General features: G+C 42.6%; 25 protein-coding genes and 1 pseudogene. 14 read left to right on the top strand and 12 right to left on the bottom strand.

Going from position 1 to position 19,677, the window contains the following annotated elements:
• Nucleotide 1: 1 nt before the first annotated feature.
• The 3 genes from pstA to phoU are packed head-to-tail and all read left to right on the top strand — an operon-like array spanning nt 2 to nt 2,397.
• Nucleotides 2–880 (top strand): phosphate ABC transporter permease PstA, encoded by an 879-nt coding sequence (gene pstA, locus ACFSUO_RS00290; RefSeq protein WP_382389928.1) that lies wholly within the window; start codon nt 2–4, stop codon nt 878–880.
• Nucleotides 881–895: 15 nt separating this feature from the next.
• Nucleotides 896–1,720, top strand: a complete 825-nt coding sequence (gene pstB, locus ACFSUO_RS00285) for a phosphate ABC transporter ATP-binding protein PstB (RefSeq protein ID WP_382389927.1) — start codon at nt 896–898, stop codon at nt 1,718–1,720.
• Nucleotides 1,721–1,740: 20 nt separating this feature from the next.
• Nucleotides 1,741–2,397, top strand: coding sequence for a phosphate signaling complex protein PhoU (phoU, locus tag ACFSUO_RS00280; RefSeq protein ID WP_382389926.1), 657 nt, complete (start codon nt 1,741–1,743; stop codon nt 2,395–2,397).
• 796 nt (nt 2,398–3,193) lie between these two features.
• Here the strand turns inward: phoU and ACFSUO_RS00275 are convergent.
• Nucleotides 3,194–3,745 carry a hypothetical protein gene (locus tag ACFSUO_RS00275; RefSeq protein WP_382389925.1) on the bottom strand — a complete coding sequence of 184 codons (552 nt, stop codon included), beginning with the start codon at nt 3,743–3,745 and terminating at the stop codon, nt 3,194–3,196.
• Between the two features lie 34 nt (nt 3,746–3,779).
• Complete coding sequence (locus ACFSUO_RS00270; RefSeq protein ID WP_382389924.1) at nt 3,780–3,995, bottom strand: hypothetical protein; 216 nt, start codon at nt 3,993–3,995, stop codon at nt 3,780–3,782.
• 179 nt (nt 3,996–4,174) lie between these two features.
• On the opposite strand from ACFSUO_RS00270, the gene rpmG reads away from it, so the two are divergent.
• The 5 genes from rpmG (at nt 4,175) to ACFSUO_RS00245 (ending at nt 7,942) form a co-directional block, all read left to right on the top strand.
• Complete coding sequence (gene rpmG / locus ACFSUO_RS00265; RefSeq protein WP_129672548.1) at nt 4,175–4,324, top strand: 50S ribosomal protein L33; 150 nt, start codon at nt 4,175–4,177, stop codon at nt 4,322–4,324.
• Nucleotides 4,325–4,425: 101 nt separating this feature from the next.
• Nucleotides 4,426–4,980 carry a 5-formyltetrahydrofolate cyclo-ligase gene (locus ACFSUO_RS00260; protein ID WP_382389923.1) on the top strand — a complete coding sequence of 185 codons (555 nt, stop codon included), beginning with the start codon at nt 4,426–4,428 and terminating at the stop codon, nt 4,978–4,980.
• A gap of 1 nt (nt 4,981) precedes the next feature.
• A complete protein-coding gene (locus ACFSUO_RS00255) occupies nt 4,982–5,995 on the top strand; it encodes a ThiF family adenylyltransferase (protein ID WP_382389922.1) in 1,014 nt (337 codons plus the stop codon).
• 65 nt (nt 5,996–6,060) lie between these two features.
• On the top strand, nt 6,061–6,240 hold the full coding sequence (locus ACFSUO_RS00250; protein WP_382389921.1) for a hypothetical protein: 180 nt from the start codon (nt 6,061–6,063) through the stop codon (nt 6,238–6,240).
• 145 nt (nt 6,241–6,385) lie between these two features.
• Nucleotides 6,386–7,942, top strand: coding sequence for a rhomboid family intramembrane serine protease (locus ACFSUO_RS00245; RefSeq protein WP_382389920.1), 1,557 nt, complete (start codon nt 6,386–6,388; stop codon nt 7,940–7,942).
• A gap of 31 nt (nt 7,943–7,973) precedes the next feature.
• On the opposite strand, the gene ACFSUO_RS00240 is transcribed toward ACFSUO_RS00245, so the two are convergent.
• Nucleotides 7,974–8,840, bottom strand: coding sequence for a hypothetical protein (locus ACFSUO_RS00240; RefSeq protein WP_382389919.1), 867 nt, complete (start codon nt 8,838–8,840; stop codon nt 7,974–7,976).
• 155 nt (nt 8,841–8,995) lie between these two features.
• On the opposite strand from ACFSUO_RS00240, the gene ACFSUO_RS00235 reads away from it, so the two are divergent.
• From ACFSUO_RS00235 to ACFSUO_RS00220, 4 genes are all read left to right on the top strand, one after another.
• Complete coding sequence (locus ACFSUO_RS00235; RefSeq protein ID WP_382389918.1) at nt 8,996–10,453, top strand: spore germination protein; 1,458 nt, start codon at nt 8,996–8,998, stop codon at nt 10,451–10,453.
• Between the two features lie 69 nt (nt 10,454–10,522).
• Nucleotides 10,523–10,741 (top strand): YqgQ family protein, encoded by a 219-nt coding sequence (locus ACFSUO_RS00230; RefSeq protein WP_382389917.1) that lies wholly within the window; start codon nt 10,523–10,525, stop codon nt 10,739–10,741.
• Nucleotides 10,734–11,699, top strand: a complete 966-nt coding sequence (locus ACFSUO_RS00225; protein WP_382389916.1) for an ROK family glucokinase — start codon at nt 10,734–10,736, stop codon at nt 11,697–11,699. Before ACFSUO_RS00230 ends, ACFSUO_RS00225 begins: the two co-directional genes overlap by 8 nt.
• A gap of 222 nt (nt 11,700–11,921) precedes the next feature.
• On the top strand, nt 11,922–13,844 hold the full coding sequence (locus ACFSUO_RS00220; RefSeq protein ID WP_382389915.1) for an LTA synthase family protein: 1,923 nt from the start codon (nt 11,922–11,924) through the stop codon (nt 13,842–13,844).
• A 104-nt stretch (nt 13,845–13,948) separates the two neighbouring features.
• Here ACFSUO_RS00220 and ACFSUO_RS00215 read toward each other — a convergent pair whose 3' ends face one another.
• The gene (locus ACFSUO_RS00215) at nt 13,949–14,116 is read right to left on the bottom strand and encodes a DUF2759 family protein (protein WP_382389914.1); all 168 of its coding nucleotides are present in this window, start codon (nt 14,114–14,116) and stop codon (nt 13,949–13,951) included.
• Between the two features lie 154 nt (nt 14,117–14,270).
• Between ACFSUO_RS00215 and ACFSUO_RS00210 the strand changes: the two genes are divergently transcribed.
• Nucleotides 14,271–14,894 (top strand): MBL fold metallo-hydrolase, encoded by a 624-nt coding sequence (locus tag ACFSUO_RS00210; RefSeq protein ID WP_382389913.1) that lies wholly within the window; start codon nt 14,271–14,273, stop codon nt 14,892–14,894.
• 249 nt (nt 14,895–15,143) lie between these two features.
• On the opposite strand, the gene ACFSUO_RS00205 is transcribed toward ACFSUO_RS00210, so the two are convergent.
• The 8 genes from ACFSUO_RS00205 to ACFSUO_RS00170 all read right to left on the bottom strand — a co-directional run bounded on the left by ACFSUO_RS00205 (nt 15,144) and on the right by ACFSUO_RS00170 (nt 19,213).
• The gene (locus tag ACFSUO_RS00205) at nt 15,144–15,386 is read right to left on the bottom strand and encodes a DUF2626 domain-containing protein (RefSeq protein WP_382389912.1); all 243 of its coding nucleotides are present in this window, start codon (nt 15,384–15,386) and stop codon (nt 15,144–15,146) included.
• Between the two features lie 73 nt (nt 15,387–15,459).
• The gene (locus ACFSUO_RS00200) at nt 15,460–16,158 is read right to left on the bottom strand and encodes a helix-turn-helix transcriptional regulator (protein WP_382389911.1); all 699 of its coding nucleotides are present in this window, start codon (nt 16,156–16,158) and stop codon (nt 15,460–15,462) included.
• A gap of 118 nt (nt 16,159–16,276) precedes the next feature.
• Entirely contained in the window at nt 16,277–16,651 is a 375-nt protein-coding gene (gene comGG / locus ACFSUO_RS00195) for a competence type IV pilus minor pilin ComGG (RefSeq protein ID WP_382389910.1), read from the bottom strand.
• Complete coding sequence (locus ACFSUO_RS00190) at nt 16,623–17,039, bottom strand: competence type IV pilus minor pilin ComGF (protein ID WP_382389909.1); 417 nt, start codon at nt 17,037–17,039, stop codon at nt 16,623–16,625. The genes comGG and ACFSUO_RS00190 overlap by 29 nt, the downstream gene beginning before the upstream one ends.
• Complete coding sequence (locus ACFSUO_RS00185; protein ID WP_382389908.1) at nt 17,020–17,364, bottom strand: prepilin-type N-terminal cleavage/methylation domain-containing protein; 345 nt, start codon at nt 17,362–17,364, stop codon at nt 17,020–17,022. Before ACFSUO_RS00185 ends, ACFSUO_RS00190 begins: the two co-directional genes overlap by 20 nt.
• Nucleotides 17,351–17,803 (bottom strand): competence type IV pilus minor pilin ComGD, encoded by a 453-nt coding sequence (comGD, locus tag ACFSUO_RS00180; RefSeq protein ID WP_382389907.1) that lies wholly within the window; start codon nt 17,801–17,803, stop codon nt 17,351–17,353. Before comGD ends, ACFSUO_RS00185 begins: the two co-directional genes overlap by 14 nt.
• Nucleotides 17,766–18,083 carry a competence type IV pilus major pilin ComGC gene (gene comGC, locus ACFSUO_RS00175; RefSeq protein ID WP_382389906.1) on the bottom strand — a complete coding sequence of 106 codons (318 nt, stop codon included), beginning with the start codon at nt 18,081–18,083 and terminating at the stop codon, nt 17,766–17,768. The genes comGD and comGC overlap by 38 nt, the downstream gene beginning before the upstream one ends.
• 950 nt (nt 18,084–19,033) lie before the next feature.
• Nucleotides 19,034–19,213, bottom strand: a complete 180-nt coding sequence (locus tag ACFSUO_RS00170) for a hypothetical protein (protein WP_382389905.1) — start codon at nt 19,211–19,213, stop codon at nt 19,034–19,036.
• 182 nt (nt 19,214–19,395) lie between these two features.
• On the opposite strand from ACFSUO_RS00170, the pseudogene ACFSUO_RS00165 reads away from it, so the two are divergent.
• Nucleotides 19,396–19,667: pseudogene (locus tag ACFSUO_RS00165) on the top strand (5-methyltetrahydropteroyltriglutamate--homocysteine S-methyltransferase); the annotation flags it as partial.
• Between the last annotated feature and the right edge of the window lie 10 nt (nt 19,668–19,677).

Below are 19,677 nucleotides of genomic sequence, written 5' to 3'. Positions count from 1 at the left end.
GATGAATCTGGTCAATAAACAAACGGTTCAGAACAGCATGGGCAAGCGGCTCGTCAAAAACCAGCTGGCCAGATCAATCTTTTTTCTTGCAGCTGGTTTTGGAATGCTTGTTTTGGCGGTGTTGCTCTATCGTATTTTTTCAGAAGGCACAAGCTATCTCGATTGGAGCTTTTTAACGAGTTTCGCTTCCAGGTTTCCGGAAGAGGCGGGAATTAAAGCAGCCATCATTGGTTCATTATGGCTGATGGCAGTTACGGCTCCTGTATCACTTATACTCGGTGTCGGGACCGCCATTTACCTTGAGGAATATGCAAAGGAAAATAAGATTACCCGGTTTATTCAAATGAACATCTCGAATCTTGCCGGGGTTCCATCGGTTGTCTTTGGTCTGTTAGGCCTTACCGTGTTTGTTCGGCTGATGGATATGGGCAGAAGTATTATGGCAGGCGGATTGACGATGAGTCTGTTGATTCTGCCAATTATTGTTGTGTCTTCCCAGGAGGCGATACGGGCTATTCCCAAGGATCAGTATGAAGCATCCTTTGCAATGGGAGCAACGAAATGGCAGACAGTTCTTCGTGTGGTGCTGCCTGCCGCCATTCCCGGTATTCTGACCGGTGGTATTCTTGCATTGTCACGGGCGATCGGTGAAACAGCCCCGCTTTTGATGATTGGCGCTCTGTCTTTTATTGCCTATTTGCCGGAAAATGTATGGTCTGGTTTTACAGTACTGCCGATCCAAATATTCAATTGGACCGGAAGACCACAGGAAGAATTTCATCTGGTGGCTTCTGCAGGCATTATCGTATTGCTGGTTATCCTGCTCTTGATGAATTCGGTTGCTGTGTTTATACGAAATAAGCTTACAAAACGACTTTAATCGGAGGTTTTTTCCATGAGTACAGCTTTAGAGAGTAAACGTATCTTTCTTGCAAATGCAGTGGAGAACGAAAAAGAAGATGTAAAAAAGTCCATTTACAATGTTGATAATTTTAATCTCTGGTATGGCAATGATCAGGCTCTCTACGACGTGAAGCTTGCTATTCCGGAAAATCGGGTAACAGCAATCATCGGACCATCCGGGTGCGGGAAATCAACCTTCATCAAATCACTTAACCGGATGGTGGAATTGGTTCCGTCCGTAAACATGAGCGGAAGTATCAGTTATGCTGGACAGGATATATTCAGTCCGGACTACAAAGTAGAACAATTAAGGACCGATGTCGGTATGGTTTTCCAGCATCCAAATCCATTCCCGAAATCAATTTATGACAATATCGCATACGGTCCGAAAATTCATGGTATCCGCAAAAAGAAGGTGCTTGATGAGATAGTGGAGAACAGTCTAAAGGGCGCGGCGTTATGGGATGAAGTAAAAGACCGCCTGCAAGAAAATGCATTCGGTTTATCCGGTGGTCAGCAGCAGCGGCTATGTATCGCAAGGTGCCTGGCAATCGAGCCTGACGTTATTTTAATGGATGAACCGACTTCTGCCCTGGATCCAATAGCGACGGCTAAAGTGGAGGAGCTAGTACAAAGTCTGAAAGAGGATTACAGTATTGTCATTGTTACCCACAACATGCAGCAGGCTGCTCGGATCTCAGACAAGACAGCCTTTTTTCTTAATGGGGAAGTAATTGAGTTCGAAAACACAGACAAATTATTTTCCAACCCGGAAGACAGACGGACCGAAGATTATATTACTGGCCGATTCGGCTGATTAGGTGAGGGAGGGGTTAAGTGGCTGGAAGGGAACATTTTGAAGCTGATTTAAGCATGGTTAAAAAAGATATAATAGATTTAGCACAAACTGCTGAAGATGCGCTTGGAAAGGCTGTTGACGCTTTGTTCAATCAGGATGTTATGTTGGCTGAGAAGGTTATAAAGCAGGATAGGGAAATAGACAGGCGAGAGAACGAAATAAATGAACAAACGATTGTCATGATGGCGAAACAGCAGCCGGTAGCTACCGATTTACGTCGTCTCATTATTTCACTGAAAATAACGACCGATGTTGAACGGATGGCTGATCATGCCAGGAATATTGCTGAATCAGCCCTTCGTCTGGGAGAGGAGCACCATTTAGCAATTCCTCAGAAGGTAAAAGAAATGCGCAATATGGTGATGGATATGAATCATACTGCCATACAGGCATTTCAGTATGAGGATATTACCATTGCTGGAAAGCTGTCCGCAATGGATGATGCAGTGGATGATTTATATGAAAGCATGATCCAGAATTTATTAAGTGAAACAGCAGCAAATCCGGAAAAAATCCAATATATTATGCAAATGGCCTTCAGCGCCCGGTATATGGAACGATTTGCTGACCATATTACAAATATTTGCGAGAGCATTATTTACCTTGTTAAAGGAGAGTCCCATAAGCTCAATTAAAACGGCTCTTTTCGTATACGTTAATGTTTTTTCCAGTACAGTTGATATAAAGTGCGATATAACTTTGTATGAGCGTTAAACTGCCGCTGCGGAAATACACTGGGGTGCTCGTCGCGTTGCAAGCTGATTCGGCGAAGTGTACGCTCCTCGCAACTCGCAGCCAACTCGGTGGATGTTTTGCTCGTCGCTTTCCGTGGGCGGCTGATGAGCCTCCTCATGCTCGTCACGTTACAAGCTAACTCGGTGAAGCATACGCTCCTCGCAGGTCGCAGATTACTCAGTGAAGTCTTGCTTTGTGCTTGCGCATTGCGGGGTCTCATCTAGGCCTCTGCTCCCACAGGTGTATGTCCTCCGCTGGTGTTGTACTTGTAATCTTATTATATTTACTTGATGCTTAATTATATCTCTATTTTGATGGTTGATTGGAGTGGAGGCCAGTCGACTCCTGCGGGAAAAGCAACAGCTGAAGACCCCGCAGGACAAGGAAAGCTGCGGCAGCGTTACATCGCACGAAGAAAAAGTGTTTTCCTTTTTCGAGGAAGCGATTTTCTTCCGAGGAGGCTGAAGCGTTGCCCGCGGTAAAGAAGACACTGCGAAAAGCGTGAGGTTGAGCAGATGTCGCACTTATGCCTGTGGTGAAAGCGACTGGCTGGAACGGAAATCAACAAGCACTTACATAGCATTAGAAATTGTTTAGTAGGGTTTGTTTTTTAAAGTGACGCCAGAAGCAGCAGTTTTTTTAGGAAACAGCCATTAAAATAGACAGAGAAAAGCTGTATTGCGCTTGCAATACAGCTTAATTCGTGATGGCCTCTGCAATTTCATAATGGCTCATGTCACTTGTCAGTTCAAATTCACCGAGCTGCACATATTTGGTGTAGCTTTTATCCTCCAGGTATTGTGTGAATTCGTCTGCACTTTCAATAATGTTATTTTCCTGCAGTGTTTCACTGATAGTAGATGGGGGCGTCCCAGATTCAATTGTCAGCGTATAAGTTGTTGGCTGACTGTCCTCGGACGTTTGTTCTCCTTCGTCATCATCGTTATTGCTATTTTTCTCTTCGCTTTGACTTTTTTCATTTTTATTGGTGCTGGAGGCTGTCTCCTCACCTTTGTTCTTCTGATCGGAATCCGTTTCTTCGTTTTTGTTTTGATCGGATTGTACTGAAACCGAAATATATTCTGATTCTGTCATGACATGATAGCCTTTCGATTCGACCTTTTTAATCATGTCTTCGGTTGATAGCTCCGAATTGTTCTGGCCGCTGCCGGAAAAATAAAATGTTGCAAGCAATATGATTCCGGCTGTCAATAAACCAAGTGCAAAAGAGCGGATTAATTGTTTCATCATCTTCCCCTATCTTTCTGTTAAGCTGAGTATTTTAGTCATTATGTACAGTGTCTTCCGAGAAGTCGTTTGTCAGCAGTTCTTCTTCCAGGACTTTTATTTTTTTCTTCATTTGATAATTGTCCTGCATAGTTGAAATCGAAATTTGTTCCAGCTCGCTTTCCAGTTCGTCAAACTTATCATTCATGAAAAACGACAGGATTAGGAGCACCACTGCAATGACAATGACGGCAACTATCGCAAAGATCATGATATTCCCCTCCATTCATTCATCATTACAGTTATAACATACATTGCCCAAAAGAGAAATGAGCAATTTTTAACAGTGATTCTTGAATATTTCTCGGATATCTGCTATTATAATTAAGTCTGAAACGTCATAATAAACGTCTTTGAAAAGTGACATTCTATTGTTTGGAGGGAAAATAAATGCGCGTAAATATTACACTTGCTTGTACAGAGACAGGTGACCGTAACTATATTTCAACAAAAAATAAGCGGAAAAACCCAGAACGTTTGGAGCTTATGAAATATTGCCCGCGTCTGAAGAAACATACGCTTCACCGCGAGACCAAATAATACGGTCCTATCAGCTCTTGCCATATTGCGGCAAGAGCTTTATTATTGCAACAGAATGGTGTACAGTTCAGTCGGGGGTGTTTAAACTGGATAAACAAGCAATGCGGAAAGGCGCAATGGAAGAACTGAAAAATATACCAGATAATCAACGGCGGCAAATTGAGCAGGAGCTTAAGCGGCACCTTACAGTTTCGGATGCGTGGCAATCGGCGGACAGGGTTGGCATAACGGTGGCTAAAGGGTTTGAGTGGAACACGGAGCCGATCATCGATGCTGCCTGGCAAGAAGGGAAAACAGTCTGTGTACCTAAATGCTTCCCAGACGAGCGGAAGCTGAATTTTTTCATCCTTGATACATATGATCAGCTGGAGACCGTTTATCACGGCCTATTGGAACCAAAACCATCTGAAACAGTAAGGGTGAACAAGCAGGATATTGATTTGCTCATTGTCCCAGGACTTCTCTTTGACAAAGGCGGTTTTCGGATTGGCTTTGGCGGTGGGTACTACGACCGTTTCCTGACTGACTTCCCGAATCAAAAATTGTCACTGGCTGGGTCATTTCAAGTAGTTGAAAATCTCCCGTCTGAATCCTACGATATCCCGGTAGATTCCATCATCACCGAACAGGGAATGCTGCATCAGGGAGGAATGTAAGGTGGATTTTGCACGGTATTCACGGCAAATGCTGTTTGGACCGATCCAGGAAACAGGACAACAAAAACTAGCCGAAAGCTCGGTACTCGTTGTCGGTGCAGGTGCGTTGGGAAGTATTATTAGCAACCAGCTTGTGCGGGCGGGGGTTGGCAAGATTCGTCTGATCGACCGTGACTATGTTGAATGGAGCAATTTGCAGCGGCAAATGCTGTTTGATGAAGATGATGTCAGAGAGGCGGTGCCGAAAGCCATCGCAGCGAAAAGGAAATTGGAACGAATGAACAGCCAGGTGACAGTGGAAGCTATCGTTGGCAACGTATCACTCGACAATACAGATGAACTATTGGACGGCATTGACGTTGTTTTGGACGGGACAGATAACTTTTCCACCCGCTATTTGCTGAACGATGCCTGTTTTCAAAGAGGAATTCCATTTTCCTATGGAGGGGTGGTCAGTTCAAGGGGGATGCAAGCGTTCTTTATTCCGCATGTAACCCCATGCCTGCGTTGTATTGCAAAAGAAGGTGCAGCCAGTGGGCAGACATGTGATACAGCAGGTGTCATTTCGCCGGCGGTCAATATCGTTGCATCCCATCAGGTGACAGAAACACTGAAGTATTTGACCGGCAACCGGAATGCACTCCGGAATACCTTAAAAACGTTCGATATCTGGCTGAACAACCAGTACGATATGAAATTATCAGCAACTGATCCAAGCTGCCCGGTCTGCGGGAACCATGAATACCCAGCTTTGAATCAATCAGTTAAGAATGAGGAAACGGTTTTATGCGGGCGTGATACTGTCCAGATTCATCGTGAAGCAGGCATGGATCTGACATATTGGGAAAAAACACTTGCACACGCAGCGGATATACAGCGCACACCGTTTTTACTGAAAGCTGTTTTTCAGGAAGGGATTCAGTTTGTCCTGTTCAAAGATGGTCGGGTGCTTGTCCAAGGAACAGAGGACCCTGTTCAGGCGCGTATATGGTATGACCGCTACATTGGATCCTGATGCATAATCTCATGCAATTGGCAGATAACTAAAACACCATACGATAAGAAAAGGGTGTGTCAGTTATGAGATTCTTTACAGTACTTACGCTGGCAGTGACAGCGGCAGCGATGATTTTCAAGTGGCGTTACCGGATTATGAACACACTCCTCGCCATCAGTTTCCTGCGGCGGGCAGCAGTGATGATTTCGATGAATATGCCGGCAATCCGCCAGAAGTTATTGCCAGGTCTGTTTCAGCGTTAAATCCGTTCCATAAACGAACCAATGTCGAGAAGCTGTTACTAGGACAGCTTCTTTTTTCATTAAGACAAGTTTTTTCTAACAGCAGAAGGTCTTTTACGAAAAGAAAAATCGGCTTAAGTTTGGTATGATTGCCAAGAGGGGGGGAATGGATGTGGAGAAGAACTACAGAATGCATCACTTGGCATATCAATTGATCAGTACAGGGGATTTTGAGGTTCTGCACTATAATGAAAATGAAATATGGCTGGAGAAGCTTGCTGGTAAGACATCAAGGGTTGTCCGTCTATTTCAAGGCGGTTTTGACTGGAAAAACCACCTAAAAAAAGATATCGCACTTGTTTTTCAGAAAGCGAAAGCTATAAGGCGTTCGTTCAAGGGGAAACATGTGGAAATACATAATGTATATATTGCCGCACATCCTCCGGTGGATGATTGGGAAATATTGAGAAAGCCTATGCAGCTGCAGGAAAGGCATCCCATCAAAATGCATCTGTATTATTTGTCGGAGCAGGAAAAAGAAGAAGGATTACAGCGCTTGCAGGACGTTGCCGGAGCAGAACTCATAGATGATTCGGCAAATTATTCGGAAGCAGATCTATCCGAGCATGCCGCTTATTACCGGAAGCAGCTGGCTGACAAAGCGGACCAAAAACAGCGCGAAGCAGAAAAATTGTTCGCAAAAGGCAAGCCAATCTTCACGTATATGCTGCTAGCTGTTAATTTGCTCCTGTTTCTGCTGCTTGTCATGAATGGCGGAAGTACGTCCACTGAAACATTAATCCGTTTTGGGGCCAAATACAACCCTGCCATTCTGGAAAATGGGGAATGGTGGCGAATCATTACCTCCATGTTTCTGCACATTGGCCTTCCTCATTTGGCCATGAATATGCTTGCAGTTTATTACTTGGGAACAGCTGTGGAGCGTATTTACGGATCGTTCAGATTCATTCTGATTTATTTTTTGGCTGGAATCGGCGGGGGACTGGCAAGCTTTGCGTTTACGGAGAATATATCCGCAGGTGCTTCTGGTGCATTGTTTGGGTTATTCGGTGCCCTCTTGTTTTTTGGTGTTATGCATAAGCGGGTATTTTTTCAGACAATGGGGATGAATTTGCTTATATTGGTTGGCATCAATATTGGTTTCGGCCTCTTGGTACCACAAATTGACAACAGTGCGCACCTTGGCGGGTTAATTGCTGGTTTTATCGCATCCGTTATTGTTCGGATGCCTGGAAGAAAGTCGGCTATGATACAAGTATCTGCATTCCTATTGTATGTACTGCTGACCGCTGGATTGGTTGCTTATGGTGTGACAGCCAATGAAGAAAATCCGGCTTACCAGTTGATGAATGCAGAACAGCTGCTCACACAGAATAAATATGAAGAGGTTGTTGATGTGGCCACAACCGGATTGACGATGGATGGAAAGCTGTCCCCGGACTTGGAGAGCCGGTTATTATTTCAGCGTTCCTATGCATATATCCAATTGGGAAGAATCGATCAGGCGATAGCCGATTTGGAGAAATCGACTGAGCTGAATGACCAGTTTGCAGAGGCTTATTACAATCTTGCCATCTTGTATGATGATCAAGGAACGGATGCATTGGCCACCGAGCACATTCAAACAGCATATGAACTGGATTCAGGCAATAAGGATATCCAGCAGCTGTATGAACGGATAACGGGTAAGCCTGCCCAATGATACTAACGTTGTGCTTGCAGTCTGGTGATTGTCAGAAATCAGGATATTGCTGGATGAGTCTTTTTTTCTTTCCATTTACTTCATAGAGGACGACCAAATGGGTGTTCTGTTTATTAAATAGAATGACGGGGACGAAGCTTGTCAATGTTTCAGACTCAGATTCCGCAGTGATGAATGGAACCACATAATTTTTATAAAGACCTTCCCATAATTGTCCGATTATCTGATTCGTCTGTTCTTGTGTGAATGAGGGGAGCGGTTGGTGGTTGAATTTTTCCAGTCCTGTCAGTGGAACGGCCGTATAAGATTCTTTATTGATCTGAAAGTGGTCCATCAGCTGGTTCCATGAATAGGATAATTGCTGTTCTGTCGTATGTCCCAGCAGGCGTTCCCATTCATGTTCATCATCCGTTTCCGCTTTCTTGAACGATTGCATTGATGTGTTAGGGGAATCAATGACATATAACTGATCATATGTCATTTGCTGTATGCTGGTTATCTGGTCATCTGGATTATGCACTTCCCCGTGGTGATAGGATATTGCCTGGTAATAGTTGCTGTCCTCTCCCGTGATTTTTTCCTTCATCTTAATCGTGTCCGTATTTTCTTTCCATTTCGTCTTTATGCCGTACAGCCGGCCATTATCGAACAATAGTGTGACATCCTGACGCAAGTACGCCTCGTTTTCACTTACTGACTTGCTTTTCCACACAACGTCATAGGAATCTCTCGTTTTTTGTGAAACCAGTTTTACCGCAGTGCTTGTCCCCTGAAAACCCGCTTCCGGATCTTCCTGGAAATAAGTAATGGCAGGTGCTGAAGCTGATTGCCACATGTAAATAAGGACGCATGTACAAAGAAATGGGATTATTGCTAACATGGCCAGTTGTTTTTTCATCATCATCATCCTTTTGGGCGGTTGTTTTGGCAGGCGGGTTCACTTAACAGAAATTGTATGATGCCGAAGTTACCTTTATGTATAGAATGGAACATCCGGTATAAACTACTGTACAGGCAACTAAAGTACGCATTTTACAATTGACAGGTGATTGAATGGAAAAAGAAAAACAGCCGCTATTCTCTTCATATGACAGGAATGTTGCTTATTTAAAGGAAAGACTTGCTGTTGATAAGAGCTTCGATGTGATTCATCTTGACTTGGAGTATGCCGGCAGAAATATGGCTCTTTTCTTGATTGATGGCTTTGCCAAAGATGAAATATTACATTACATTATGAAATTGCTGGCAAAGCTTGAACCGGAGCAACTGGAACCGGATCCGCTTGAAAAGCTGTTCAAAACATATATACCATATATTGAAGTCGGTCATGAGAAAGATTTAAACAAGGTAACCGATCTGGTGCTCGGGGGGCCGGCAGCATTGGTTGTGGAAGGCGTTGACGAAATTATTATGATTGACGCTCGGACATATCCAGTCAGGTCACCGGCTGAACCGGATTTGGAGCGGGTTACCCGCGGACCAAGGGATGGTTTTGTTGAGACGATTGTATTTAACACTGCCCTGACAAGAAGAAGGGTACGGGATCGGTCTTTGCGCATGGAATATCTGCAAATAGGCCGACGCTCCATGACGGATGTTGCGGTATGCTATTTGGAAGATATTGCCGACCAGGAACGCGTGGAAGATACCAAAGCCACCTTGCAAAAAATTGATACAGACGGTTTGCCTATGGCTGAAAAGACCGTTGAAGAATATCTCAGCGGCCGGCACTGGAACCCATACCCGACAGTCCGCTATACGGAACGACCGGATACCGCCGCTGCCCATTTATACGAGGGGCATGTGCTCATTATTATTGATGGGACACCAAGTGTTATGATTACACCTGCAACCTACTGGCACCATTTGCAGCATGCAGAAGAATACCGGCAAAAACCGATCGTTGGCGCATATTTGCGGTTTGTGCGTTATTTTGCTGTTTTTGCATCTATTTTTATTTTGCCGCTTTACTATCTTTTGGCTGTCAATCCTGATTTCCTTCCTGCATCCCTTTCATTTATTGGTCCAAGTGAGGAAGGGACAATGCCTTTTCTGCTCCAGTTTTTTCTGGCAGAAATAGGGATTGATGTGCTCAGGTCGGCTGCCATTCATATCCCTTCATCGCTGGCAACAGCGCTCGGACTTGTTGCTGCTATCCTGATTGGCCAGGTTGCGGTGGAAGTTGGGTTATTCTCCAATGAAGTCGTTCTGTATCTGGCAATTGCCGCCATTGGAACGTATGCGACACCGAGCTATGAATTAAGTTTGGCTAATCGGCTTGTCCGGATGTTTCTCCTGGCGGTAACCGGGATGTTTGGCGCGATTGGCTATATTGTTGGAATCACGTTCTGGCTGCTCTATCTGATTCGCATGTCGTCATTTCAAACTGCTTATCTCTGGCCAGTGCTCCCATTTTCTTATCGTGCATTCCGGAATGTGTTTATTCGTTCGCCAATCCCAATGCAAAATCGCAGACCTCTATTTTTGGACCCAAAGGATCCGGATCGCTGATAAAGGTGATCCGGATTTTTTAATTCCTTATTTGCGTGTCCTTTGGTATACTATAGAATGGTGATTTGTATGAAAACAATTTATGATGTAAGGCAGTTATTGAAACGTTTTGGAACGGTTATCTATGTCGGTGACAGGCTGGCTGATTTGGAATTAATGGAAGATGAAATCAGGGAAATGTATCAAGCTAAGTTTATTGATACAAAAACATACCAAATGGCACTGCTTCTTCTGCGGGAAGAGGCATCACGTCTCCGCGATGAAAAAGGGGCGAACGATAATGGATAAGCTTATGATTGGTGCTGATATCGGCGGCACCTCTATCAAACTTGGCATCATCGATCAAACTGGTGCTATATGGAATAAATGGTCTATCGATACAAATGCTGACAGTTCAGAGATCATTCCTGACTTATGGAATTCCATACAGGGAAAAATGGATACAATGAACCTGTCCAATACCGATATTATGGGTATTGGTGCTGGTGCACCGGGATTTGTTGATAGTAAATTAGGTTATGTTTATCAGACCGTCAATATTGACTGGGAGAATGTAGAATTAGCCAAGGAACTGGAAGATTTATCCGGGCTGCCAGTTTATGTGGCAAACGACGCCAACCTGGCAGTGCTTGGTGAAAACTGGAAGGGCGCCGGTGATCAGGCCAGAAATTTGATGGCAGTCACACTTGGTACAGGTGTGGGCGGCGGAATTATTGCAAATGGCACTATTCTGGATGGAGAAAATGGAACGGCCGGGGAAATCGGGCATATGACAGTTGATCCTGATGGCCATCGATGCAACTGCGGACGAAAAGGATGTTTGGAAACCATCGCATCCGCCACTGGCATGGTCCGACAAGTGATGGAAAAAATGGATTTGAACGCTGAAAGCCCGCTGTCATCCCATTTTCAAAAGCATAAACAGGTAACCGCAAAGGATATTTTTGAGCTGGCTGAAACAGGTGATGACCTCTGTAAAGAAATAATCAGGGAAACTGCTTCTGTTCTCGGGCTGTGTCTGGCGAATGCCGCCCTGACTGTTAATCCAGCCAAAATCATTATCGGCGGTGGTGTTGCCCAGGCAGGGGACCAATTCATTCGTTTAATTGATACGGCTTTTCGTCGATATGCGCTGGGAAGAATCAGTGACACCTGCATAATCAAAAAAGCCCGGCTCGGAAATGATGCAGGGATAATCGGTGCGGCATTTTTAGTGAAACAACAAACAGAAAAACTTACATTCTAGTGCGTGTTTAAAAAAGAGGATACAAATGAACTTTTTTGAGCGACCTGTTCTAGGGCTATATTTTTTTAGACTGTTTATATTTTCTATGAAACTTTTTGAATGAATATCCGTCTATTATAGACAAAGGGCACAAGTTTTAAAATTTTAGTTCCAGGAATGAAAGGTAACGAATACGAATAGGGAATAGAAGAGTGCAATATGTTGATTGCAGGGGGAAAATATATGGACTTTAAACGTTTCCGAATACCATTATATATAATTGCCACGATATTGTTTGGCCTGAAAACCTATATCATTTACCGTTTTTCCTTTCATATTGAATTGGAAAATAGCATGCAGGAGTTCATCCTGTTTATCAACCCTTTCATTTCGGCATTTCTTATTTTTGCCATCGCGGTATGGTTTAAAAACCATACACGGCAAATGAAGTTTCTGCGTTATACAGCATTGATCGGGACCATTATTGTCTATTTCAATCTTGTATTCTATCGTTCTTTTACCGACTTTATCACGATACCCCAGTTATTCCAGGGGAGTAATATAGGCGACTTGGGCTCAAGCATCCTGACATTGATTGAAGTCTATGATGTGTTTTTCTTTTTGGATGTCGTGATTATCTGGTATTTAAGTAAGAAAAAACCGGGTGCCATGGCCGTCACATATCCAAAACGGGGAAGGGTTTTTGCACTTGCTGTTTCTTTGATGCTGTTGGCAGGAAATTTCTTCCTGGCAGAAATGGAACGCCCGCAGCTGTTCACCCGTGCTTTCGACCGGGAGTACCTTGTAAAAAATATTGGTTTGTTCAACTATCATATTTATGATCTTGCCGTACATTCTAAAGTAAAAACGCAACGTGTGTTTGCTGATGGCAATGAAATCCCTGAAATTAAGGAGTATGTGGAAGAAGAGGTGAAAAGTGACGAGGAATCGCCGCTTAAAGGAATTGCGGAAGACCGGAACGTCATTTTCATTTCTGCAGAATCCATCCAAAGTTTTGTCATCAATAATAAAGTAAACGGTCAGGTGATCACACCGTTTTTAAACAGTCTAGTGAATGATGAGAGTACGTTTTATTTTGAAAACTTTTACCATCAGACATTACAGGGAAAAACTTCTGATTCAGAGTTTCTAGTGGAGAATTCTTTATATCCGCTGTCAAGAGGTGCTGTATTCTTTACGCACGGTCAAAATGAGTACCACGGACTTTCAGAGATGCTGAACAATCAAGGATATTTCACTTCTGTTCTTCATGCCAACAATAAAAGCTTCTGGAACCGGGATCAGATGTATGACAGTCTCGAAGTTGACCATTTCTATGGAGAAGAAGCATATGAGGTAACAGAGGAAAATTCGATTGGCTGGGGGCTGAAGGATAAGCCGTTCTTTGAGCAGTCGATGAAATATCTGCAAACAATGGAGCAGCCATTTTATTCAAAGTTTATTACGCTGACAAACCACTTTCCATTTCATTTGGATAAAGAGGACCGGTCTATTGAAAAATATGATTCCAGCTCCAATACACTGAATAACTTTTTTCCGGCTGTCCGGTACATGGATGAAGCTATTGAGGAATTTTTCGGCCAGTTGAAACAGTCCGGCCTGTACAAAGACTCAATCATTGTCATTATGGGTGACCACTATGGTATTAGTGAAAATCACAATAAAGCGATGAGCCGTTATCTAGGCAAAGATGAAATAACACCGTATGATCATGTTCAGCTTCAGCGTGTGCCAATGTTTATTCACATTCCTGGCTATGAGGACGGCAAAGTAATATCAGAAGTAACAGGCCAAATTGATGTAAAACCGACGTTATTGCATCTCTTGGGCATATCGACAGAAAACGATATCCAATTTGGCAACGATATGTTCATTGATGACCGAAAAGGGTATATCGCACTTAGAAATGGGGATTTTATCAGCGATAAGTACATTTCAACAGGCGGAATTTGCTACAACCGTAAAACTGGCGAACCTGTAGAAACGGATGAGGAGACCGATACTGGTGTACAGGATGAAACGGAAACGGCCAATCCTTGCACACCGATTAAGAAGAAAGTTGAAAAAGAGTTAGGATTGTCCGACAGTATTATCTATGGGGATTTGTTCCGTTTCGTTGACTTCTCAAACAGTAAAAACGAATAGGCAGATAAAAAAAGCTGATCCGTTTATTAGCGGATCAGCTTTCACTATTGCTTTCCTCATGAAGCGAAATGAGTGAAATAAACAATGAACTGACATGTTCTTTTTTATATAATACCTAATTCAGTTATAATCGTTCCAATGGAGAAAAAGCCAAAGACTAATACAGCCACTGCTGAAAAACCGAGGGCAAATAAGTTTTTAATCCGTAACTGCCGTACTACGGATACGATTGCCAATAATGTAACAAGCAAAAACATAACTGCTAAGACCATTTGTAATACATCCTCCTTGTCAATGAAAACAATATAAAGCTTATCTGTATTATTATGTACCCAACTGTTTCCTATACTTATTTTATAGTATAAAATGAGTTTTGTCGAGGTAAATCCATTTTAATTATTTAATAAATGTGAAGGAGGTAAAGCAGTGAAAGTAAATAGTATTCCAGCAGGTCCGCTGGGCACAAACTGTTATATTGTAAGCAATGGCACGGATGCGCTTATCGTTGATCCAGGAGGCGACTCTGAGAACATCATTGACTTTTTGGCTGACGAAGGAGTGACACCTAACGCAATACTCCTGACCCATGCTCATTTTGATCATATTGGAGGTGTCAGTCATTTACGCTCATACTACGGGATTGACGTCTATCTTCACGCAAACGAACAAGCCTGGCTGGAAAACCCGGAATGGAATGGTTCTTCTTTATTTATAGGAAGCGAGATCAAAACGGCGGAGGCAGAGCATCTGCTGAATCCCGGCAGCCTGCAAATAGGATCATTTTCATTTGATGTCATGCATACTCCCGGCCACTCACCCGGAAGTGTAAGTTTCCTGTTTCATGATGAGCATTTCGTCATAAGTGGGGATGTATTATTTAATGGAGGGGTCGGCCGAACCGATCTGCCCGGTGGGGATATCCAGCAGCTGGAACAGAGTATACGTGAGTCTCTTTATCAGCTGCCTGACTCCTATCTGGTTTATCCCGGTCATGGCCCGGAAACAACGATTGGGCAGGAGAAACAGAAAAATCCTTTCTTTACGGCTTAGCCATGCAACGTGCTGTTAACATGGATGGGGAATACGGGTGCCTGAACAGAAAAATGCCAGCCATCGATTATGGCTGGCATTTTTAGGGGGGATGTGCTCTGCTCTTTTGTTGGTTAGGGATAAAAGTTAAGCTACTTATTTAGTATAAGTGCAATTAAACAACATGTCAATAGTGAAAAACGGCAAAATGAAAAACCCTGACCGCAATTTGTATGCCGGCAGGGTTTTCATTCAGTAACCAGGGTCGACTTAATGACCGAATCCTGGCACTAATATAAATTCTGAATACCATGTGAAACCGATAAAAAATAATGTGCAATAAGCTCCGAACAAGTACATATACATACGCTCAGATAATTTCAGATAGCTTACTGTCAGGAAAAATGCCGTTTGGACAAGGAATAGTACGGCTGTCTTATTCATATCTCCAATATAAAACATGACAGTAAATATACCTGTCCAAAAGGCAAGGACACGAAACATCCTATCCATGTTTTCCTCCTCCTTTATGTAACCATATCAAGGCTATTATAAACGACGAATGACATAATGTAAATGAATCATGCTAAACAGCTGAAAGTTTTGCCAGATAGGTACAATTTTCACATCCATGAAACATGTTTTCTGTTTCCACTAATTCGATTTCATCAAATAACGCTTCAAACATTCCTTTCAGAAAAGAATGATGCATCCGGCATACCATGGTCCGATTCGATGAGGCTACTTCTTTAAATGGGCAATTGTTAATGGTGAATGTAATATTATTCTGTTCTTTATTATAGTGAAAATCAGGATACATACCGAGCATATTCCCAGCGTCTTCCAGTATGTGCAGTTTTTGCTCCATCGTAAGTTCAGCGGGTATGGTTGTCTGCTGCTGGCTGCTGATAATATTTGTCCCATATTTTTTCCCTGTTTTGTACAGTGCTTCCCGTCCTGCTTCGCCTAATTCAGCAAATGACTCGATGGCGATGGACGAAAGCAGTTTATAATCCCGATACGGGAAGTTCAGTTCGATTACTTTATCCGAAAGTGAAAAGCGCCTGCTTGGCCGGCCACCTTTTCCGGTTTTTTCGGAATAGGATTCCACCATTCGGACATCCTCAAGTTTGGATAAGTGAAGCCTGGCCACATTTGCGTGGATGCCGAATATGTCCGCCACTTCAGCCGCACTCACGTCCCTATGGTGCTGAACCATATACTGATAAATATTAAACCTGGTCGGATCGCTCATGACATTTGTTACTTTCAGTGTTTGTTCCACTGAAACCACCTCACTATGTTTATTACTTTTATTATAGTAAAAAACATTGGAGAAGAGAGTGCAGTGGAACATTTGTTGAAAATAGTACACAAGTTTAGGTTTACGCAAAAAAAGAATTTTATTCATCTGTCAGCTCGAGCTGGTTTTTGATGCTATGAGCGGCTCCAGTGTCTGTTTGGACGGTTAAATATAGATTGTATTTTTTCTTTGTTTGTTTGGTATAGCGGATATCAACATCTCCATATGGAAAATGATATATTGTTGAAGCTGGTAAATCCATGCCGCTTGCCAGTTCATCTTTGAAGCGTGTTCGTCCCATTTGCAGTAATGTTTCTATTTTTAGCTGTTCCGTGTGATTCTGGGCAATGTGGATTTCATCACGATAGGAGTGAACATTGGCCGTGATGACGATGAACGATATGGCTATAAAAAAAAGGACGTAGGGAAGAATAAACCCATTTTGATTATTGGTATATGCTAATATCTGTTTCATATTGCTCACCATCTGTCATTGTAATCGAAACGTGCACACCGTGCGGAACAGAAGTGAAACGAACATCCCGCACGTGTTGGAGATAAACCTCAAACCCTTTGCCGTCCACGTTTCGGATAATCCTGTTCCCGTTTCTTTTAATTGAAGCAGTTGTACCATCCTGCTGCAGGAGTGCTAATGTTGACGGTTCAATTGTTACTTCGGTAGACCTGATTACCTCGTCACGCAAAAAGTAAAAAAACTGCTGTCCCGCTAATTGATCATAGTTTGATGTGAAATCGGTGCCTTTAACGAGATATCCGATAAATGGAAGTGTCATTAACAGGATGCTGATAGTCAGAAGTGATTCTATAAACGTAAATCCATTTTTATTTGTCCGGGTAGCCATATAAACAAAATTTACTTTCTCTTTTTCGGGCATTTGTCCATGTCACACATCCTTTCATGAGCTCTTCCTCTGTAGTGAAGGAAAAGGTCGCTTCTGCTCCGTTTATTTTCTTCATATAATCATTGGGGAGGAGGGGGTGCTTATTATCCCATAAATAGGACTGCAGCTCCCTGTGCAATTCTTTCACAATATGGTGCTTTTGCTCCAGGACCATCCGTTCATTCATTAACAGATTTGCAGCAGGGATGAGTGTTGCCACCACCATCAAAAGCAGACTGGCTGCAACAATGGTTTCAATCAGTGTGAAACCCTTATTGTTTGTCAATATAACACCGCCCCTTTCCCAATGGGCATACAATATTATAGGTACTGGAGGCCGTTTGAATGGAAAATGTTCCAGGGCTTATGATGGTTCCTTTGTGATTGAATGAAATCTTTGGCAATGTCCGTTTATCAATTTCCCATCCTTCAGGTACGCTACGTTCCAAGATGGTGAAAAAACCTTTTTTGATTTGGTAATGACCGTCATTCGGAAATGTCAGCCAGTAGCCCGCTTTGGAGTTATAAGAAAGACTTTGTGTGTAAAGCAAATCCATCTCCAGTGTTTCAAAAAATTGCTTCTCTGTTTTTTTCTCCAGTAAGGATAGTTGGACCGGAACTGTCAAAAGAATCAGAACGGACCATATGGAAAGAACCAGCAGCATCTCAACCAATGTGAATCCATTCTTATGGGGCATCGCCGCTGGAGACCTTGCCTTCCTCATCGATGGTTAAACTTGTCTTGCCATCCGGGCATGTGGTTTGGTCCTCGGTAATGTACTCAGCAGTTTTCAGTATTTCGATAGTACCTGGATAGCTGTTTTTTTCAATATAGTACGCATCCGCTTGGGCTTGGACAACACTCACCAGTGCCTCGCACCCTTTCTCGTTAACCTCTTTACTTTTTTTACCTAAATTCGGTATAAGCAGCATAACCAGTACCGATATGATCATCAGTACGATAAGCATTTCAATTAATGTGAAGCCGCGTTGATTTTTAAACATTGATTGCAACTCCTTTTTCTAAATTGTATTGATGATGGATATTTGATTATCATCATCGGTAAATTTGCCATCAGGCTTGTAATGTAGACCCTCTTGATAATTCAGCAACCATTAGTGAGGCGTAGTACGTAAGAATTAGTTGCTTTTTTGTTCGGACATATTGACTAAAATTTCTTTATGGATATGCCAGTCATCAATAAAAAACTGATGTGAGAAGCGACTTAACCCGTGATATGTTATTATTATCTTTTTCATTCGGATTTTTCAGAGTGATCGTTTGATAGGATTTTTTCTGCAGAATTGTTTGCAGCAACGCGTATAAAATTATGGTTTTTCACCGCGGTCGGTTCTTTAAACAGAATAATTCCGCTGCGGTTTGTGATCCATTCCTTCAGTTTTTTAGCATGTTGGGAAAAAGAAAAAGCTTATCAAGGGTAAGGTTATTTTCCTGCGGTAGGATTCGGATGGCAAGTCTTTCCGTATGGTTGACAGGGAGTGTGGATAACGCAATGCATAATGATCGTTAAGGTGCACATAGATAATTGTTCCAGTTTGCGGTTTTCGAATTTCACCTATATCCATTCTTGACGTAAACTTACAGTAAGTTAGCAGTAATTGGTATTGTTTAATGGGAATTGTCTAGTGAAGGATTTTTTCCAAGTACACGAAAGTAGATGTCTGCCTGATTTGGAAAAGGGTAGGAGTGAATATCCGAAGCACATATTGCAGAGGATGTTCTGAGATTTTGGAAGCTGTGTCCAAAGAAAATTTCACCTCCTTTATTAGACTAAATTCGACACGCTTTGCTAAACTCCTTCTTTTTTTATGAAATATTTTATAAAATTTTTTAAGGCAGGCAAGCTAGCCGTCTATCAGTCAGCACCTGCAAGCTCCCGGCGTTGTTCCTTGTTGTCGCAAGTGTAGGAATGGTGAACACAACAAGTTTTTCTTTAGGAATGCAACGTCAAGACAATATGGCGGGAAGTGCGTCGCTTTTCTTGGCATCCTTCCATTTGCTGGATGTGGCCTTGTTTCTCCACTTGTTGGAATTGCTGGCGATCATACAGCTGTTCCGGTGTCGTATGAAATTCCTTTTCTACAATTGCCTTTTGGGAATATCTCTCAAACAAACCATTTTACATTATACGTATACGGGTATATAGTAAGAGTGTCATTAATATGGGGACTGATAGGTGGGAATTGATGCCTTCATTCCAGCAGTATCTACGTCACGTTACTGCAATCACGAATATCATCTAAGAGGAAGCATGACAAAACACTTTCCCGTAAAATTCAAGGGAGATAAATTATCATCGAACAACATTCACTTCAACGCAATAAACCGTCATTTCGTGCTGATCAGGTTGGGAGCTTATAAAGACCTGACAAAATAAAACAGGCTCTCCGCAAAAAGTGAATGGAGATATCAACGCTGAACAATTGCGTGAAATCGAAAATAATGAAACAGAATGCACCGTCGAAAAGTAAAAGGAGTTGGGGTTCAACGCTGTGAAAGATGGCGAACTACGGCGGGTCTGGTGGCATTTTGATTTCCTTGAAAACCTGGATCGCGTTGAAGGATTTGAACGGAAAA

It is taken from the genome of Lentibacillus juripiscarius (assembly GCF_042685205.1).
GTDB lineage: Bacteria > Bacillota > Bacilli > Bacillales > Amphibacillaceae > Lentibacillus > Lentibacillus juripiscarius.
This window is presented reverse-complemented; position numbering and strand designations above follow the sequence as displayed.

What these genes read in the sequence shown, in the direction of transcription:
- pstA (WP_382389928.1), top strand. Translation starts at nt 2, where the DNA reads ATGAATCTGGTCAATAAACAAACGGTTCAGAACAGCATGGGCAAGCGG.
- pstB (WP_382389927.1), top strand. Translation starts at nt 896, where the DNA reads ATGAGTACAGCTTTAGAGAGTAAACGTATCTTTCTTGCAAATGCAGTG.
- ACFSUO_RS00275 (WP_382389925.1), bottom strand. Translation starts at nt 3,745, where the DNA reads ATGAAACAATTAATCCGCTCTTTTGCACTTGGTTTATTGACAGCCGGA.
- ACFSUO_RS00270 (WP_382389924.1), bottom strand. Translation starts at nt 3,995, where the DNA reads ATGATCTTTGCGATAGTTGCCGTCATTGTCATTGCAGTGGTGCTCCTA.
- rpmG (WP_129672548.1), top strand. Translation starts at nt 4,175, where the DNA reads ATGCGCGTAAATATTACACTTGCTTGTACAGAGACAGGTGACCGTAAC.
- ACFSUO_RS00260 (WP_382389923.1), top strand. Translation starts at nt 4,426, where the DNA reads ATGCGGAAAGGCGCAATGGAAGAACTGAAAAATATACCAGATAATCAA.
- ACFSUO_RS00250 (WP_382389921.1), top strand. Translation starts at nt 6,061, where the DNA reads ATGAGATTCTTTACAGTACTTACGCTGGCAGTGACAGCGGCAGCGATG.
- ACFSUO_RS00245 (WP_382389920.1), top strand. Translation starts at nt 6,386, where the DNA reads ATGGATGTGGAGAAGAACTACAGAATGCATCACTTGGCATATCAATTG.
- ACFSUO_RS00240 (WP_382389919.1), bottom strand. Translation starts at nt 8,840, where the DNA reads ATGAAAAAACAACTGGCCATGTTAGCAATAATCCCATTTCTTTGTACA.
- ACFSUO_RS00235 (WP_382389918.1), top strand. Translation starts at nt 8,996, where the DNA reads ATGGAAAAAGAAAAACAGCCGCTATTCTCTTCATATGACAGGAATGTT.
- ACFSUO_RS00230 (WP_382389917.1), top strand. Translation starts at nt 10,523, where the DNA reads ATGAAAACAATTTATGATGTAAGGCAGTTATTGAAACGTTTTGGAACG.
- ACFSUO_RS00225 (WP_382389916.1), top strand. Translation starts at nt 10,734, where the DNA reads ATGGATAAGCTTATGATTGGTGCTGATATCGGCGGCACCTCTATCAAA.
- ACFSUO_RS00220 (WP_382389915.1), top strand. Translation starts at nt 11,922, where the DNA reads ATGGACTTTAAACGTTTCCGAATACCATTATATATAATTGCCACGATA.
- ACFSUO_RS00215 (WP_382389914.1), bottom strand. Translation starts at nt 14,116, where the DNA reads ATGGTCTTAGCAGTTATGTTTTTGCTTGTTACATTATTGGCAATCGTA.
- ACFSUO_RS00205 (WP_382389912.1), bottom strand. Translation starts at nt 15,386, where the DNA reads ATGGATAGGATGTTTCGTGTCCTTGCCTTTTGGACAGGTATATTTACT.
- comGG (WP_382389910.1), bottom strand. Translation starts at nt 16,651, where the DNA reads ATGAAACAGATATTAGCATATACCAATAATCAAAATGGGTTTATTCTT.
- ACFSUO_RS00190 (WP_382389909.1), bottom strand. Translation starts at nt 17,039, where the DNA reads ATGGCTACCCGGACAAATAAAAATGGATTTACGTTTATAGAATCACTT.
- comGD (WP_382389907.1), bottom strand. Translation starts at nt 17,803, where the DNA reads ATGAGGAAGGCAAGGTCTCCAGCGGCGATGCCCCATAAGAATGGATTC.
- comGC (WP_382389906.1), bottom strand. Translation starts at nt 18,083, where the DNA reads ATGTTTAAAAATCAACGCGGCTTCACATTAATTGAAATGCTTATCGTA.